Origin of the sequence: Shouchella rhizosphaerae (assembly GCF_036700015.1) — a bacterium.
In the GTDB taxonomy this organism is placed as follows: Bacteria; Bacillota; Bacilli; order Bacillales; family Bacillaceae_D; genus Shouchella; species Shouchella rhizosphaerae.
Genome location: NZ_CP144921.1, coordinates 3,122,590 through 3,139,292, shown reverse-complemented (window position 1 = coordinate 3,139,292; position 16,703 = coordinate 3,122,590). Strand labels below are relative to the sequence as shown.

Annotated in this window: 20 protein-coding genes and 2 pseudogenes; 4 read left to right on the top strand and 18 right to left on the bottom strand. The window is 43.7% G+C overall.

The window, feature by feature from the left end; translation table 11 throughout:
- Nucleotides 1-90: 90 nt before the first annotated feature.
- The 14 genes and pseudogenes from V5G21_RS15475 to V5G21_RS15415 all read right to left on the bottom strand — a co-directional run bounded on the left by V5G21_RS15475 (nt 91) and on the right by V5G21_RS15415 (nt 8,880).
- Nucleotides 91-561: an SMI1/KNR4 family protein gene (locus V5G21_RS15475; RefSeq protein ID WP_041823691.1), complete on the bottom strand. Its 471-nt coding sequence runs from the start codon at nt 559-561 to the stop codon at nt 91-93.
- 69 nt (nt 562-630) lie between these two features.
- On the bottom strand, nt 631-1,062 hold the full coding sequence (locus tag V5G21_RS15470; protein WP_212930190.1) for a hypothetical protein: 432 nt from the start codon (nt 1,060-1,062) through the stop codon (nt 631-633).
- Between the two features lie 226 nt (nt 1,063-1,288).
- On the bottom strand, nt 1,289-1,483 hold the full coding sequence (locus tag V5G21_RS15465) for a hypothetical protein (RefSeq protein WP_035206095.1): 195 nt from the start codon (nt 1,481-1,483) through the stop codon (nt 1,289-1,291).
- Nucleotides 1,484-1,884: 401 nt separating this feature from the next.
- A complete protein-coding gene (locus V5G21_RS15460; RefSeq protein WP_041823687.1) occupies nt 1,885-2,127 on the bottom strand; it encodes a hypothetical protein in 243 nt (80 codons plus the stop codon).
- A gap of 9 nt (nt 2,128-2,136) precedes the next feature.
- Entirely contained in the window at nt 2,137-2,613 is a 477-nt protein-coding gene (locus V5G21_RS15455) for a hypothetical protein (protein WP_011246045.1), read from the bottom strand.
- Nucleotides 2,614-2,801: 188 nt separating this feature from the next.
- Nucleotides 2,802-3,140 carry a hypothetical protein gene (locus tag V5G21_RS15450; RefSeq protein ID WP_011246044.1) on the bottom strand — a complete coding sequence of 113 codons (339 nt, stop codon included), beginning with the start codon at nt 3,138-3,140 and terminating at the stop codon, nt 2,802-2,804.
- A 15-nt stretch (nt 3,141-3,155) separates the two neighbouring features.
- A pseudogene (locus tag V5G21_RS15445) lies at nt 3,156-3,533 on the bottom strand (polymorphic toxin type 50 domain-containing protein); the annotation flags it as partial.
- Nucleotides 3,452-3,997, bottom strand: coding sequence for a hypothetical protein (locus V5G21_RS21475; protein WP_041823685.1), 546 nt, complete (start codon nt 3,995-3,997; stop codon nt 3,452-3,454). The gene V5G21_RS21475 and the pseudogene V5G21_RS15445, both read right to left, overlap by 82 nt.
- Nucleotides 3,998-4,252: 255 nt before the next feature.
- On the bottom strand, nt 4,253-4,606 hold the full coding sequence (locus tag V5G21_RS15440; protein WP_011246042.1) for a hypothetical protein: 354 nt from the start codon (nt 4,604-4,606) through the stop codon (nt 4,253-4,255).
- Nucleotides 4,607-4,617: 11 nt separating this feature from the next.
- Nucleotides 4,618-6,345, bottom strand: coding sequence for an LXG domain-containing protein (locus V5G21_RS15435; RefSeq protein ID WP_338464917.1), 1,728 nt, complete (start codon nt 6,343-6,345; stop codon nt 4,618-4,620).
- 19 nt (nt 6,346-6,364) lie between these two features.
- Nucleotides 6,365-6,628 (bottom strand): YwqI/YxiC family protein, encoded by a 264-nt coding sequence (locus tag V5G21_RS15430; RefSeq protein ID WP_011246040.1) that lies wholly within the window; start codon nt 6,626-6,628, stop codon nt 6,365-6,367.
- 23 nt (nt 6,629-6,651) lie between these two features.
- Nucleotides 6,652-7,035 carry a DUF5082 domain-containing protein gene (locus V5G21_RS15425; protein ID WP_011246039.1) on the bottom strand — a complete coding sequence of 128 codons (384 nt, stop codon included), beginning with the start codon at nt 7,033-7,035 and terminating at the stop codon, nt 6,652-6,654.
- A 204-nt stretch (nt 7,036-7,239) separates the two neighbouring features.
- Nucleotides 7,240-8,139: pseudogene (locus tag V5G21_RS15420) on the bottom strand (manganese catalase family protein).
- A gap of 132 nt (nt 8,140-8,271) precedes the next feature.
- Nucleotides 8,272-8,880: a LysE family transporter gene (locus tag V5G21_RS15415; RefSeq protein ID WP_035203831.1), complete on the bottom strand. Its 609-nt coding sequence runs from the start codon at nt 8,878-8,880 to the stop codon at nt 8,272-8,274.
- Between the two features lie 150 nt (nt 8,881-9,030).
- Between V5G21_RS15415 and V5G21_RS15410 the strand changes: the two genes are divergently transcribed.
- From V5G21_RS15410 to sda, 3 genes are all read left to right on the top strand, one after another.
- The gene (locus V5G21_RS15410) at nt 9,031-10,359 is read left to right on the top strand and encodes an amino acid permease (protein WP_011246036.1); all 1,329 of its coding nucleotides are present in this window, start codon (nt 9,031-9,033) and stop codon (nt 10,357-10,359) included.
- Nucleotides 10,360-10,469: 110 nt separating this feature from the next.
- The gene (locus tag V5G21_RS15405; protein ID WP_011246035.1) at nt 10,470-11,111 is read left to right on the top strand and encodes a spore coat protein; all 642 of its coding nucleotides are present in this window, start codon (nt 10,470-10,472) and stop codon (nt 11,109-11,111) included.
- Nucleotides 11,112-11,297: 186 nt separating this feature from the next.
- Nucleotides 11,298-11,444 carry a sporulation histidine kinase inhibitor Sda gene (sda, locus tag V5G21_RS15400; RefSeq protein ID WP_081427575.1) on the top strand — a complete coding sequence of 49 codons (147 nt, stop codon included), beginning with the start codon at nt 11,298-11,300 and terminating at the stop codon, nt 11,442-11,444.
- A 98-nt stretch (nt 11,445-11,542) separates the two neighbouring features.
- On the opposite strand, the gene V5G21_RS15395 is transcribed toward sda, so the two are convergent.
- On the bottom strand, nt 11,543-12,493 hold the full coding sequence (locus V5G21_RS15395) for a cyclodeaminase (protein ID WP_011246034.1): 951 nt from the start codon (nt 12,491-12,493) through the stop codon (nt 11,543-11,545).
- A 150-nt stretch (nt 12,494-12,643) separates the two neighbouring features.
- Between V5G21_RS15395 and eutB the strand changes: the two genes are divergently transcribed.
- On the top strand, nt 12,644-13,612 hold the full coding sequence (eutB, locus tag V5G21_RS15390; RefSeq protein ID WP_338464915.1) for a hydroxyectoine utilization dehydratase EutB: 969 nt from the start codon (nt 12,644-12,646) through the stop codon (nt 13,610-13,612).
- Here the strand turns inward: eutB and V5G21_RS15385 are convergent.
- The 3 genes from V5G21_RS15385 to V5G21_RS15375 are packed head-to-tail and all read right to left on the bottom strand — an operon-like array spanning nt 13,609 to nt 16,524.
- A complete protein-coding gene (locus V5G21_RS15385; RefSeq protein WP_251225808.1) occupies nt 13,609-14,859 on the bottom strand; it encodes an Nramp family divalent metal transporter in 1,251 nt (416 codons plus the stop codon). The two genes, eutB and V5G21_RS15385, sit on opposite strands and share 4 nt — an antisense overlap.
- A gap of 21 nt (nt 14,860-14,880) precedes the next feature.
- Nucleotides 14,881-15,528, bottom strand: coding sequence for a helix-turn-helix transcriptional regulator (locus V5G21_RS15380; protein ID WP_082369084.1), 648 nt, complete (start codon nt 15,526-15,528; stop codon nt 14,881-14,883).
- Between the two features lie 45 nt (nt 15,529-15,573).
- Nucleotides 15,574-16,524, bottom strand: coding sequence for an agmatinase family protein (locus tag V5G21_RS15375; protein ID WP_422397343.1), 951 nt, complete (start codon nt 16,522-16,524; stop codon nt 15,574-15,576).
- Between the last annotated feature and the right edge of the window lie 179 nt (nt 16,525-16,703).

The following is a 16,703-nucleotide window of genomic DNA, read 5'->3' as shown; positions in this document are numbered from 1 at the left end:
TTATTTCTCTTACTCTTCTGCCCCTTACTAGGTAGCCCCTAAAAAAAGAAACCTTGAGAGGTATTGAACCAATCAAGATTTTTTCAAATTCTATACTTCTTGCTTAACTAAATCTAATAAAAAATCACCAAAGTCATTAGCAATGATTTCATATGTTTGACTCTCTAAGTCTACTCCAGGTACAAGAGATACTACTTTCGGCTCTCCATTATCAGCACGCTGATTAAAGTCTAAACAAAATAGTTCGTCACTTCCAGTATCATATATGACTAAAAGGTTATCTGGTAGACGAATTTCCTTTCGTTCTGTTAGAGTGTACCATATCGCATCTGGAACTGATGAATTTTCGAAATCAGCATCAATAATTCCGTAAATTTCTTGTGCTCCAAAATTACCTGCTCCAAATGTCTTTAAATAATCTAAATATAAACCAGTAAACTTTAACCCTAATTTTTCTTCAGCCAAATTAATTAATTCCTCTGTTCGCCCACCCACAAAATCAGCAATCTCTTCTTCATCCAAAATAATTTCCTTTGCTTTTTGATAAGTCTCTACACTCATTTCCATCCCCCTTTACATTAAATAAAAACCTTGAAAAGCATTTAGCCAATCAAGGTTTCATAGGTATTCCTACCAATTTCCTCTTTCAAAATCTTCGTTATCAAGTTCTTTGACATATACTGAAATCCATAATACCGTGTGTTCTACAGGGTCTGTTTCAATAAATATTCCTTTTGGACTACAGTACACTTCTTCAAAATCATCATACTCAAAGCTTGGCTCTATCGTTAGCACATCGTCAATGTGCATTCCAATATGGATGTTGTCAAACAGTTTACCCTTATAATCTTTTAAAGCTGTTATTTTCCATAATCGCCCATTTAGTATACTAAACCACAAGTAAACTTGATTTTCAATTTCATATCTAACATCAAACATTCCTACTGTTAAAATTTTAGGTCTTGATTTATTAATATACTCATAAAAGTCTTTTAAATGACTATATAGTTCTATATTCCCCATACCTTTCCAAGGAACAATAGGTGCATTTAGATCAACCAATTTATTTCCCCCCTGTGAAGATAATCGTTGCTTTCTCTGCTCCATCAGTTAAATAATTATTTGGACTTCCATCAACAACTTTAATACTACCTTGGTCACTCGTACTTATTTTTAATAATCATGGTAGTAACTAATGATTTTGAATAACACGATAAGACTCCCCTTTTAAAAACAAAAATCCTAAGAAAATTTTCTACTTTTCTCATCCTAGGATAGAATATGCCTCTTAATCGATTAAATCAGCGATATATAAAGGAAACTTACTTGATACTGCTTTTTTAAGGCATTCCATATGACAGAACATTTGTTGTTCTTGTTGACTACTTTTATCTTTGCACCAGTTTGCAACTACAACTAGTTCAGTAACATCTGAAATAATTTGTTTATCACAAAAACAACACTGATACGATTTTTTCTCCATAAAGTCACCTCCAATTGTTTCTGTAATTTTTGGTATTGAGCAGCATTATGTGTAGGATTTCCTTCCCCCTCCCCCCAGTCTTCACCTTCCTCGCTTTCGACAAGTCATATACTACTTCTCCCACTTTCGCTGGCTTCACTAATATAAACGTCAGGGAGAAAGCAAAGGTAAGGTTTTATGAAAGAAAAATTGGTGGTAATTGATAATGTTAAGGTTATTTACGAACAATGAAAACTAGAATTAGGGTATACGTTTTAAAGCGATGTACGTACTAATTGGTAAAATATCCCACATGGATTATGAGGTTTACAATAAGAAACCCTGAAAGGCATTAGCCAATCAAGGTCACTACATTTAATCATCAACTTTTTTCACCTTTAGTGAAGTCTACTCCTATGATGTTATTTCTCTAATATATATGTTTTATAAGGACCATCTTCCCCTTCTTTAAATACATATATTCTCTCACATTTAGGACATCGCCATACTTCATATCGAGGTTCTGGTATAGAGAGAGGGTCAATCTTCTCTGCTTGGTTAATAATATCATCCAATTCTTCATCAGTATAAACCACTAATTCTATATTATTTGGTGATAATGAATTTGTAAGAAGTTCTCCACATTTACAATTTAATCTCGCCATAATTCCCTCCTATGGATAAGTAATCAATCCAGCATTTGTCCATATTTCTATTTTTCCAGGTATTTTATTATCTGAATATGTTCCTGTTGCCCTATTTATTATTTGACGAGCCTGTTCAGTAGTTAATCCTGCCTGTCTCCCATCAATAATAACAGTTTCTGCACCTTGTTTTAATCCTTTTTGTATCCTTGTAACACCTGTATTTATATTTGGATTTTTTAAAGTCTTTAACTCTGTCTTAACACCATTAACCAAGAAATCTAGTGTTTTCACTCCACTTTGAGTAGAAGTAGGTATAATTTCTACCTTCTTCCCATTTGCAAGTAAATCATCTACAACCTTTCTTTCAGCTGATGTTAATCCATCGAGTTTTCCAATTAGATTTCCTTTCCCCTTCCCCCCAGTCTTCACCTTCCTCGCTTTCAACAAGTCATATACTACTTCTCCCACTTTCGCTGGCTTCACTAAGATAAACGTCGTTGCCAAGGCTTTCTCCCCGAGCGAAGCTTCTGGGTCGGCGAGCGTGAGGAAGTCGTCTAAATGATAGTTGACTACTGGGGTAAAGGCTATAACGTGATTTTAATACGCCTGACCGTCCGAGTATCTACATGATTTAAACAAAAAAACCTTGACAAGCTTTTAGCCAATCAAGGTCAAAATTGAAATAACAACTATTATTTAGATGGTTCTCTTTCCCATATCCTCTTTCCATCAGATAAAAATACTGCACTTGGGGGATCATTATGGAGAGAAATTTCAATCAATGTACTTTTTTCTTGTTTCAACCAACTATATATACTACCTTCGTTAGTAGTAGGATGGGATAATATACGCTCTACTTGAAAGGCGACTGCGTCATACTCTATATAATTAACATCATCGTCTTCCAATCCATTGTCGGTTTCATAAAGTGTGTCAGGTTCCCCAATAACCTTTAATCCATTTTTCCATTCTATAATCAAATCGTTATTTTTATACTTTTTTAATGCTGAAATTAAAGAATCATATCCCATTCATATCCTCCTCGGTTATCGTTTCAAAGGTTCTGATGGTACTATATGAGCTCCATTTTTGCTATAATGGATTAGACCTCTAGTAGTCTCCACATAGTTTCCTGTATCTCTGTCATAGTATTTACCTATCGGTTCACCAAAGTCAACTCTCTCTTTATTTTTGGTCACAGTGGTTCCTTTCCCGGCAAACTTATCAAGCAATTCTTGTGCTTTTTTATTATCGCCATAGAAGATACTTTTGTGTTTTCCATTTGCAAGTTCTTGTTTGTAATTTGGAGTATGAGGAATATGCTTCTCTTGTGCACCTGGCTTTACTTTAACTGGAAATCCATTAACTTCTCTATACGGTCAGCTAGGTACTGATTTCTTGCCAATAGAAGGAGCGCCATTCCCCCTCCCCCAGTCTTCACCTTCCTCGCCTTCGACAAGTCATATACTACTTCTCCCACTTTCGCTGGCTTCACTAAAATAAACGTCGTTGCCAAGGCTTTCTCCCCGAGCGAAGCTTCTGGGTCGGCGAGCGTGAGGAAGTCACCGAAGAAAAAGTCGACCACTCCAGCAACAACGAGATTTTCATTCAACCCCTCCTCGTTCGGAGGGTTGTTCTCAAGATACGTGTTGATAGCTGCGACTTCTTGATCCGTAAACATATATCCTGGTGTGGTGACCACTTGCGACGTGTCCGTTTGAATCGCTTGGGTACGGAGCTGGGCTTGGTACCATTGGTATTGGATCGGAACCAGCGGTTTCAGTTGCCGTGTCAGGATTGCCGGCGAGACGGTCGCGTTTGCGGGCAAAGTCGATAGGCGCGCAAACAACGGGAAATACGCCGGGGTAACGGCATGGGTTTCTCCCATCGCTGGCGCTCGACACGCTTGCAGCGCCTGTTCATTGCTTAGAATGGCACTGACAGGTATTGGTTAAATTCTAACTGTTTCTGCTCAAGAGCAGTTAACATTCGTTACTCATTTTTACATTCCCTGTTCTTAGTTGATTTGGTTATAACGGGTTCGTTGTAAAAGAAGACAAAAAAAACGAAAAATGGATTTTTTTAAAATGTCCATTTTTCGAGGAGACAGTTCATTCATAGCTAATCAAGGTTTCTTTTATTATTATTCTTTACCAATTAGTATAGTATTACAAACAACTTCTACATTTAAAGGAGGCATTAAAATGTTACATTTTAACATACTTTTCCCCTCAATCTGCACATCTGTAATCTCAATATCTTGAATAAAATAAGGAATTTGAGTTTTGGTTAACTCTTTTAAGGGTTTCAATCTATCATTAACACTTGTTACAAATGAGAATTTTGAACATCCAGTAAAAAGTAAGATTACATTAAACTCTGTGTCTTCAAATACAATTCTTATCTCGTCCCCAAAAAAACTTGCTTCCATTTGCAAAACTCTAGCATCCCAATAATGCAGTTCTTCAATTTCATTTAGTATTTTTTGTGCATTCAAGTTAACCTACCTCACTTTTTATATGGAATATGGGCATCCGGACTTTTTCTATCCACAACATTTAGGTTTACATCAAGCGGATTACCACTTTCATCAAATATATGAACATGGTCATACTTTGTAACTTTGTCAGGAGGATCAATTCTCATCCGGATATTTCCATTAGCATCTCTAATATGAACAAAACCGTTATATTCAGTGTGTTTCCAGTTACTCGGTAGCCCCTCTAATATATCATTTTTGGTCATGTTAGGAATATTATCGGCATTAATTTTTCCTGTAAAATTACCTACACGATTGCCGTTCCCCTTCCTCCCAGTCTTCACCTTCCTCACCTTCGACAAGTCATATACTACTTCTCCCACTTTCGCTGGCTTCACTAAGATAAACGTCGTTGCCAAGGCTTTCTCCCCGAGCGAAGCTTCTGGGTCGGCGAGCGTGAGGAAGTCACCGAAGAAAAAGTCGGCTGCTGCAGCAATAATGGGACCGATGTCGTTTCTATACGCGATCCCGTCGGCGCCAACACGGGCATCCTTCGTCGGCCCGGGATAACGCCCGTCTTTGTATACTTCCTCGTCAACTTCGGCTATGAGGGGACCGTCGCCGGGAGGGTTGTTTTCAAGGTACGCTTGCATGGCTGCGACTTCTTCCTCGGTTAAAACAGAACGCCCTGTGGCGGCTACTTCCGAAACGGCCGTTTGAATCGCTTGGGTACGGAGCTGGGCTTGGTACCATTGGTATTGGATCGGCACCAGCTGTTTCAGTTGCCGTGTCAGGATTGCCGGCGAGACGGTCGCGTTTGCCGGCAAAGTCGATAGGCGCGCAAATAACGGGAAATACGCCGGGGTAACGGCATGGGTTTCTCCCATCGCTGGCGCTCGGCACGCTTGCAGCGCCTGTTCATTGCTTAGGATGGCACTGACAGGGAAATGGTTCAAGTAATACCAGTTAGCTGCTTTCAGGCTACCGTATAGAGGGGCGTAGGCGCCTGTATACAGAAATTCGAGCGGCAACACGTCTTGGTACAGATCCCCTTCACGGCCTTCGACATGGCTTCGGTCTAGTGGGGCCATTTGGAGCGCTTGTGTCACCACATTTTGGTACAGCTCTTCCATATTCGCATTGATCTCCGCCTGCGTTTCTGGGGAGGCGATCACGCCGCCACTGGTCCAGTTGGCTACTTGGCTGACGACAGTCGTCAGTTCTTGCAAGGTGCTTTTTGCGCTTGCGAGCACCGTTTCGTTGGCTTCGTCCAAGTTACCAAGCCTTTCCGCCGTTACACGGACATGGTCTTTGCCTTGTTGGGCGTAGCGAAGGACCGGTTCCATTGAGAACGGGGGCAGTGGCAATAGGTCGGCGATGGAAGCGCGAATCGACTCAATCGCTGTCGCGTCTTCAATTGCATAGCGCTCGACTCGGTCCAGGCCGTTTTTGACGTCGGCGAGAAATTCTTCCCGGATCAGGGCGGAGCTGCTTTCAAAGTTGAGCAAATTCGAACGGATTTGCTTCAATTGTTCGATGTATTGACCGATGAAAAGCTGGAACGCTGCCAATACAGGGAGATGGAGCGTCGCAAAATGGTCTTTGATTGCTTCGCCCCCTTCACCTTGCAGGGAATCAAGGTGGATGATCTTCTGGATGCTGGCCTGCAAGCGTTCGAGCTGGGCTTGATCGTGAAGCTTTCGTTCCACGATTTCGTCAAGTGCATCGAGTACTTCTTGTACGTCAAGTGTGTTCATCCGTCTGTTCCTTTCTCTATTATCGGCGGCTTGCCAGCATCTTGTCCACAACTCCGTATGTTTGAACGAGTTCTTTTGTTTCTGCTTGTACGTTTTTCACGACGTCCAAATAACGATTGAATTGGTCGGCATACCCGCTTTCTACTTCCAGCAATGAATGGAGAAAAGCCATCGACGACGTATGGAGCGCAGGCTCGTGTCCCGACACGGAATAGCTGGCCTGTTCCCCGGTTTCGCTTAAAGCGCTGAGCACGGAGCCTTCGTCGATTTTGATTTCAGCCATCGGTTCTCTCCTCCTTTCCTTTCCTATTTCGTCGCTTTTAACGTTTGGAGCGATTGTTGCTTTATGTTGATCACGACTTGACAAGAAGACACCATTGTTTGGAGCCGCCTCGTTTCCATTTCAATCGCGCGCATCAGTTGTTCCGTTTCGTCTTGTACGTTCGTGTAAGCCAGTTGCATATGGCGGCGAATGTCATCGTGCGTCGATTCGGCTTGGCCGCGCCACGCATCATGGTCTAGCTCTGGTTCGCTCCCCCATTTTTTATGGTCGTGAAGAGTCGCTTGTTCGGAAACAAGCGCTTGTTTGGCCGCCCGCAATCGCTCCAATTGCGCTTCTGTCTGGAAAAGTTGCGCCCGCATTTGGCTAATTTCATAGTGGAGCTTGGCTATTTCGGTTTGATCGGCCATCGGCCATCCTCCCCCCTGGTGGTTTCATTCTTCGTCTAAAAAAATGGCTATTAATTCCATTTTATTTTAAAACAACTGTTCGAAATCGTCTAGAAAAAACAGACTCGTACGTCAATTAAGTGAAACCAATATAGTAAGGCGTTTCTAAACGGGGAACTATCGACACCCCCCGATCCTCCTGCACATACAAAAAACCTCGAGGTGCTACTCGAGGTCCGTTTCTCGCTGTTGCTGGGACTTTTGGTTCGCCTGATTCGAGGCTTGTTGTTGGCCATTGCATTTTCCAGGGACGGTATTGTGGTAAGCAGGTGGTGCTGGCGGCAAATGAGGCTTTTGCCCCCAGGCATAAGGTTGAGGCGAATAGTGAAAATTCCCTCTACCGTCAAAACTTGGCCCGTATGCCCAGCGGCCTTTCCTGCTAGCTTCTCCTTCTGAAAAGTTGAAGAGCGTATAAGAGACTTCGCTTTTTTCGAGAGAGCGGGGAAAAGTGGTCGGAACGACAATATCTTCTTCACACTCTTCTAATTCTTTAATGGCTGCATACCACATGTTTTGATGGTATGTGTCCCTGGCAATGAGAAATGACAGCATGTCGCGAACACCTGGATCATCTGTCATTCCATAGAGTCTTGTAACTTGCAATCTTCCTTGAGACTCTGCATTCAAATTAGCGCGAAAGTCAGCGAGAAGGTTTCCGCTGGAAATAATATACTTGGCATTCCATGGGTAGCCCTCACTGTCTGACGCCATTGCGCCTAACCCTGAGACAATGGCATGCTGGGGATTGGTCCCTCCTAAAACAGCGGCGAGAGCCGGGTCCATTTCATAAGCGTTTTGTTGTACTTCAAATGGAGCGTTGTCAAGCAGCCTTGCAATCATCGTCGCAAGCATCTCCACATGGGCAATTTCTTCTGTCCCTACGTCTAATAACAAATCGCGGTATTTCTTGTCTGCCCGGCAGTTAAAACCTTGGAAAAGGTATTGCATCATCACGCTAATTTCTCCATACTAGCCGCCTAACACTTCTTGGAGCTTCGCTGCGTATACAGGATCTGGTTTTGATGGCTTCGCTTCATACTGAAGCTCTTTTACGTGGTAAAACAAGGCCCCATCTCCTTTACAGATGGCTGTTATGTACAGCCCTCATTCACTTAAATCGATTTTGTTTCCACCTTCTGTGCATACATACTATACGTTATTTGAGAATGAGCCTGTATCATGCCTGCTTTTTTCCTGCTATCCCAAAAGCAACGCAATGCCATGGTAGCCAAAGTAAACGCCGAAGCCGATTAGGCAGACGCCAGAAAAAGCGGAAATGGCAATGAGCGCCTTTTCATTCATAAAAGCGCGGGCGGTGCTTGAGAGAACAGCCATCGTAAAATCCCATGCCGCTATGCCTATAAAGATCGCCACACTGTACAGCCAAACAGTGGCCATTTCGTATTCAGCAATCGTTTTTGCTAGCACCGAGCCATAAATGCCGAGCCAAAATAAAATGGTCAACGGATTGGAAATCGAGATCAAAAATCCAATTTGGAATGATTGTCTCGGTGACTCGTTTGACCTTACGCCGAGACCCGTTTGTGCCTCTTTTTTCACCTTCATAATGCTCTCAAAACCTGTATAAATAAGGACAAAGCAACCAAACAGCCATAAGAAAACGGTTACGACCTCATACTCTAAAAAACGGGAAACCCCTAAAAACACAGCAAACATGTACAGGGCATCTGCTGCCATTGCCCCAAGGCCAACAGCCCATGAATTCATAAAGCCGCCTTTAATGCCTTTTTCTACTTGAGCCGCATTGACTGGGCCGATCGGAGCTGCCAATGAAATGCCTAACATGATGTAACTTAGAAATACCAATTTTAATCCCCCCTTGTCCCAGTTCTACTATATTCAGGAACAACGGGTTGTACGACCTTAAATTTCGCCTGGTATAGAAACGAAATCAAAGGCAGACGCTAATGAGGAGACAAAGGAGGAAGGTTGGCCTTGAGTAAGAAAAAAGAAAAAAATACAAGTTTAAACTGGTGGCAACTTTCACTTTTAGGCGTTGGCTGCACCATTGGCACTGGCTATTTTTTAGGTTCGAGCATTGGCATTGGCCTCACGGGCCCTTCGATCGTAATTGCCTTTCTGCTTGCTGCTCTCGGCACATACGTCGTCTTTATTGCGCTTGCCAAATTGACGGCTGACGATCCGCAAGAAGGATCGTTCTGTTATTATGCAGAACAAGCATTCGGGAACCGTGTTGGCTTTGCCTGTGGCTGGAACTATTGGATGTCCAACATTTTAATTATCGGCAGCCAATTAACAGCTTTATCGATTTTATCCCGTTTCTGGTTTGACAATGTGCCGCTTTGGGTGTTTGCCTCGATCTATTCGCTTCTCGGCATTGGTGTTGTTTTGCTCGGTACAAAAGGATTTGATTCGGTTGAAAATGTCCTCGCTGCCGTGAAAACGGCGGCCATTCTGTTGTTTATTGTGCTTGGGTTTCTCGCTGTTTTTCAATGGCTAGATGGGACAGGGCCGGATCCATCTGTTCCGTCTTCGTACAATGAGTTGTTCCCCCGGGGGATAAAAGGTTTTTGGGGATCGCTTATCTATGCTTTTTATGCATTTGGCGGGATTGAAGTCATTGGGTTGATGGCGATGCAATTAAAACAAAAACAAGATGCCCCTAAATCAGGTACGGCGCTGTTGTTGCTTTTAGCGATCATTTATACCGTTTCATTAGGACTCGCCGTCAGCATGGTCTCGTTTGACCAATTTACAGACAAAGAAAGCCCATTTGTGACCGCGTTGTCTGACTATCATCTTGCTTTCTTCCCCCATGTGTTTAATGCAGCCATTATTGTTGCTGGCTTTTCGACAATGACAGCGGCGCTATTTGGTGTGACGACGCTGCTAACAACCTTAGCCCATGACGGGAACGCACCTAAATGGTTCGAAAAGAAAATCAAATACAAGGACCTTCCTTTGCCTTCCCTTGGCCTTGCTGTTGTTGGCTTAATCTGTGCAGTCATTGCTGCGCTATTATTGCCCGGGAAACTGTTCGAGTATATTACAACAGCCGCAGGAATTCTTATTTTGTTTAATTGGATATGCATCGTCTTGTCCAATATGCGCTTGCTAAAGCAAACGTTTTTTTCCATAAGTGGAAACATTATTGGCATCTTGTTGATGTTGTTGGCCATCAGTGGCATCTTGGCGGAAAAAACGGGACGGCCAGGCTTTTACTTAAGCATAGGTTTCGCTGCAATCATTGTGCTTATTGCCTGGCTTGTAAAAAAACCGCACAAAGAACAGAGTAGCTCTTGAGCTAAAAGGGCTTACTTTGACGAGAATGGATTTCCATATTTCACTGCATAGATCAAAAAAATGAGTTCATACTAAAAATCGTAAGGACATTTCAATTAGGAGGACAAAAAATGGATTTCCAACAGCAACAAAACATGCACCAAAACATCGAAACAGGCCCTGTGACGCCACAAATGAACCATGGCGGCCATGAAATGTTTGATGTACACGAAGTTCTAGCAGGATCAATTAACACAATGAATACGTACACCATGTTAAGCCAGCATGTTCAAGACCCTGAACTTCGTGACATTTTGGATAGGCAAAAAGCATTTATGAAACAGGAGTACAACACTACTTTAGAATGCTTCCAAACAGGTCAAGATCCTGCAGTGCCGACAAAAAGCTACAAAATGAAACAAGGCAATGATTTTACGTATGGCATGAAGCCAGGCGGCCAACCGAAAAAGCCGATGGAATCAACGGCTGAAATCAACGATGAAACCATTGCCCTTTCGATGTTAAACGCAGTAAAATCAGTTGCTCCTATCAAAACAAACGCGGCAATGGAAGCGACAAACCCAGTCGTCCGCCGTGTGCTTGCCGATTCTTTGCCCAACTGCATTGAAATGGCTTACGAAATTTCGCTTTACCAAAATAAAAAGGGCTATTACCAAGTTCCGCAGCTTGTTCAGCAAGATATGCAACAGCTGCAAAACGGCTATGCCCAAGCTTCGATCAACTCGCAAATGCCTGGCAACTCTACGCATTAAAGCGAGTACATGCCGAGCCTCGTGCTTGGCATTTTTATTGTAAGCGATCAACTGTTTACTTTTACAATATTTTTCACCAATATAATGCTTGAAATCGTCTGATCTTCTGGATTATTATAATAAAGGTTGCTTTTTACATCACTTCGAAGTTTTACATCCAAAATTTATATATTGCGAGGTAATGACATGACGCTACACGACATAGACGATTCATTATTGATCGATTCTTACGTAAAAGCGGTTGAACATCGTCTAGAAGATGATTTTATCGCGCTGTTGCAAGAAGAAGTGTTGCGCAGAGGCATCCGTCTCCCAGAACTTGTTCACTCCTAAAAATAATGATTCATTCTTTTCCTTTTATCCTGTCGCAGTCCAAACAACCGTCCCTCTAGCATTAAAACAAATTCAGACAGCGACAGGCTCGACTTCTTTTATTCGCTCCGTTTCATTTTCGCCAATGCATAATTGGCGATAGCTGTATCTTGCACCCCTGTGCCCGTCAAATCACAAATAGTCCGTTCCCGTTCAGACGTCCTGCCTTCCTTTTCTCCCGTTAAAATCGCCCCTAACTCAATTGTATGTTCAGCTAAAAAATCTTGTACATGATGGAGTTCGCCGATCGTTGAGCTTTGTGAATAAAGATCGCATACTACTTTGTCTGCTTTAAAAAATGCTGCTGGCTCGATTTCTTGCTTATGCTCTGCATCTGAGCCAATCGCATTTACGTGGACACCTGGTAACAGCCAATCGGCTTTCAGTATATATTGTTCGGCTGGTGTTGTCGTCACAATTAGATCTGCTTGTTCAGCAGCCTCTTTTCCATTTTTAGCTACGTGAACAGGAACGTTTAATTCTTCCTCGATCTCTTTTTTATAAAGAAGCGCTTTTTCTTCAGACCGTCCGAAAACAACGACTTCCGCAAAATCACGGACAAGCTTAAGCGCTTTTACTTGCAAGCGGGCCTGCATGCCAGTACCAAATACGGCGACTGTTGAAATCGTTTTTTTCGCTAAACGATCGGCAGCGATTGCGCCTGCTAACGCCGTGCGCACATCTGTTAAGTAGCCGTTATCGGCTAGCAATGCTTTTGGCACACCTGTTTTAGCGTCCATCGCAAGCATTAGTCCTCCTAAGCTTGGCAGCCCAATCGACGGGTTGTTAAAAAAACCACAAGAAACTTTAATCGCGAACGTAGATAAACCAGGGATATACGCTGTTTTAATATCTGCTTCTCCCCGGTGTTCGGGTATATCGACACGGATGACAGGAGGCTGTGAGACAGTGCGGGAATGTAGCTTTTTAAACGCCTCTTCGATTTCAATGAGTGCATCATCGCATAGTGTTACATGGTTGCGGATCGCTTCTTCCTGATAGTGCTCCATAATTATCACTCCTCAGACCTTTTTTGGCATAGCTATCCTTTTTTCCTGCCTACTTCTTAAAATTTATTCGCCAACTGAAACAGGAATTCACCTGTATGTTGTCAAATTGGCAAGTAAGAGCATTTGCTAGGCATGAATGGAGGCATTTCGATGGACACGATTCCTGTCAAAGCGGTATGGCAAGCACGCAAACGGCTTTTTCCTTATCTGCCAAAAACGCCCCTCGTTTATAGCGCTCCCTTATCGGGTCATTTCCGAACGCCTGTTTGGTTGAAATTAGAAACATTACAGCCGAGCGGCTCATTTAAGCTCCGCGGGGCGATGAACGTGCTCTTGTCTATGTCAGCTGAGTCAAGACAAAAAGGCGTTGCTGCTTTTTCCACGGGAAACCATGGCCTTGCGGTCGCCTATGCCGCCAAACAGGCTAAAACGCAGGCGACGATTTTTGTATCGGAAGCAGTACCGACTGCTAAGCAAGCTGCACTTCAAGCCAGCGGGGCAACGCTAACTGTGACAGGGCGCAGCCAAGATGAAGCAGGAGCCGCCTGTATCCGCCATTGCCAGCAAACAGGGCAGACGCTCGTCCCTCCATTTGACGACGACAGGATTATCGCTGGCCAAGGCACACTCGCTTTAGAGCTGCTAGACGATTTGCCTGAACTTGAAACGGTGATCGCTGGATTATCAGGAGGAGGGTTGCTTAGCGGTATTGGGCTAGTAATGAAACATACCGATCCGACGATTCAAGTTGCCGGGGCAAGCATCGTCAACGGAGCCGCTATGGAAGCCAGTTTGGCAGCGGGCCATCCAGTAGAAGTAGCAGAACAGCCGACTGTGGCCGATAGCCTTCTTGGCGGAATCGGTCTGGACAACCGTTGGACGTTTAAGGCGGTGCAACGTTATGTCGACACTCGTGTACAAGTTCCAGAAGAAGACATTGCCAAGGCGATGGCGTATTTATATGAGCATCACCATTTAATCGTGGAAGGAGCAGCTGCCATAGGAGCAGCCGCACTGTTAAATAATAGCATTCGCCCTAAAGGGCCTACCGCTGTTGTCATTACTGGCGCCAGCATTCATCCAAAAGAGCATCACCGCATTATTTGCCCTTACCTCTAGCCGAAAAAAGCGCGGACGGCATCGACGAAGCTATAGATGCCGAGCCCTGTACAGAGGACAACGACAATGCCGCCAACGATATTCATTTTTAATGAATTCACATAGTTGCCGAGGCGGTTTTTGTTGTTCATAATGATCAGCAACATAATGGAAACAAAAGGAAGCAACATTCCATTTAATGCTTGGGCAAACAGGAGGACGTCGAGTGGCTCGAACCCGAGGCTCGATGACACAACTCCGAATAAGATGACAGCCGCAAAGACGATTTTAAAGCGTTTGTCACGCATTCCCCCTGACCATTTTAAAATGCTGCTAGCGGTAATCGCTGCCCCCAGTGGAGAGGCAAGCGCTGAGGAAAAGCCAGCGGCGAATAAACCAATGCTCGTGAATACGAGCGCCCAACTTCCTAAAAGCGGTTCTAATTGGACAGACAAGTCTGACACATTTTTCACTTCCATGCCTTGCATCATTGTAGCGGACGTAATGAGAATAGCCGCAGTAATCAAGCCGCCTACGCTAATCGAAATGACAATATCCCAGCGGGAGTCTGCTAAATGGGCGGGCTTGTTCCAACGCTCAATCACGTTTTCCGAATGAAGGAATAAATTATACGGCACAACTGTTGTCCCAATTAAGGCAATAATCATAATAATTGATTGGTCAGGAACCGTGGGTATGAATGCTCCTTGAAACAATTCGCCTAAAGGAGGTTTGGCGACAACCATCGTCGTCACAAAGGTGATGCTCATAATCACAACAAGGACAATCATTAGTTTTTCGACAAGCTTATAGCTACCGCTCAAGCCTAACGCTAAGATGACGATTCCGAAAAGAGGCGCAAGCACGTTTGGCGATATCCCCGTAAGCGTGGAGATGCCCATAGACGTACCAAGCAAATCGCCGGCCATATAGGCAGATGACCCAACTAAAATCGCGACTAAGACAAGGAACATCGACGCATATTTGAGCAGCGGATGTGCAAAATGCTCACGGATCGCTGCGCCTAGCCCTTTTTGGGTAATAATGCCGAGGCGGGCACTCATTTCTTGTAAGATGATTGTGGCAATAATCGAAAAAATGACGGCCCAAAGAAGGGCGAAGCCAAAGGAAGCTCCTGCCCTTGTCGCAGTTGTAACTGTGCCAGGACCAATGAAGGAGGCTGTAACAATCGCCCCTGGGCCTATCGCTTTCAATTTGTTTTTAAACATTGATGTTTTCATGTTAGTCGGTTCTTGTTGTTTCTCCATTCGTTCCCTCTTTTCTGGCGTTTATCCTTCCGCCCTCGATTGTTCTAAATAGTTATAAATCGTTTGCTTTGATACGCCTAAAATGTCCGCAATCCGCTCCACGGAACCTTGAATGAGAAAAGAACCCTTTTCGTCAAGCTGCTGGACGAAATACATCTTTTCCCGTTTGCCCATTTCTTCAATTGGCACGCCAATTTCCATCAGTGTATTTTTAATAAGCGTCTCAAAAATTTCTTCAATGTTTTCCGCGTAGGATTCATCGGTCACAGGGCTCGGCTGGCCCAAATAAGGGGCAGCCGAAAACTCACTAAGAACCTCACAAACGTTAGAAAAGGCAGTGATGTCATAGTTAATTCCAAAAAAGCCGATGACTTTGCCCGTGTCATTGCGAATAAACGAAATCGACGACCTTAACGTTCGGCAATCTTTCGTTCGGCTCGTAAAGCCCAGTTTATCTGGCACCTCATCGCCGTACTTTCTTAATTCTCTTAACACCACTTCAGTCGTCGGGGCACCGTGTTTTCTTCCTGTCACTGTGCCTTTAATATAAAACAAAGAAGATTGAACGTTCGTCAAATCATGGATAACCGCTTCACAATTTTTCCCAAACGTTGCGACAATCATATCTGCAATTGGAATGTATTTCCTCAGTATAATTTTATTGTCCACTTTCCACCCACCTATTCTCATTAACGTGGGCTTCTCCCCCACTATTTAGGATGATACCATGTTTTTCTCGTTCCATATGTGTCCTGCAAGCGCATAGAGAACGACTGTAGAAGCCAAGTGGGCGGAAAATTGGCTTGGATCTTGTTGTGGGTACACTTCGACAAAATCCATTCCAACGACTCCTTGTTTGCAAATTTCATGGACAAAAGTCAACAACTCATAAGAACTGAGGCCATTTCCGTCTACAGGGCCGCCAGGATTGAACGCGTAGTCGAGCACGTCGCTACAAATGCTTAAATACACTTCATCGACATCTTGGCTCGCTAGCTTGTACATATGAGCCGCATATCCTTTTAAGTCACGCTGTTCACGTATGTCATTAATGGTGATCGTGACAGCTCCAGCCTCTTTTGCATTTCTGCCGCTTTCTGGTTTGTTGCGCGGGCCATGAATGCCGGCATGGACGATGCTTTCATTGCGTACCCCTTCTAATTCATACAAGCGTTTAAATGGGCTGCACCGAGCAAACGGATCGCCTTCGTGGTGGGGAAGGTTATCATAATGGGCATCTAAGTGGATAATGCCTACTTTTTTCCCCTTGTTAGCAAGCGCTTTAACAATCGGATAGGTGACCCCATGGTCTCCTCCTAAGCCAATAAGAAACGTGCCTTTTTTCCAAAACTCAGCGGCAAACCGCTCAATCCGCCTCATCGTTTCATCGACATCCGCTGGAACGACATCCACATCGCCAGCGTCACCGAGGCGAATATGCTCAAATACATCAATATGGTCCAATTCAGGCAGATAGCCGCTATAACGAGCCGAGCAAAGCCTCATTACTTTCGGGCCAAGTTCACAGCCTGTATAATCGCCCCATGTGACCGCCCCTTCCCAAGGAATTCCGTAAACAACGGCATCAATCCCTTCAGTGGACTTCGATTTGGCGATATTTTTTGCATTTAGAAAACAAGGCGTATTGCCATATAGTTTCTCCATCAAATCCCCCTCTTTTTCTACAAGATGATTAGATATCAAAATGGTAATGATTTTTTTACAATTAGTCAATTTATTTTTATTAAAAGTCAAAAATTCTATGTCAAATCATCTTCCATACCTAATGCCGGATTTCCGTACAAAAAGTGAAGCAAACGACTGTACATGTCATTTGCCGCTCT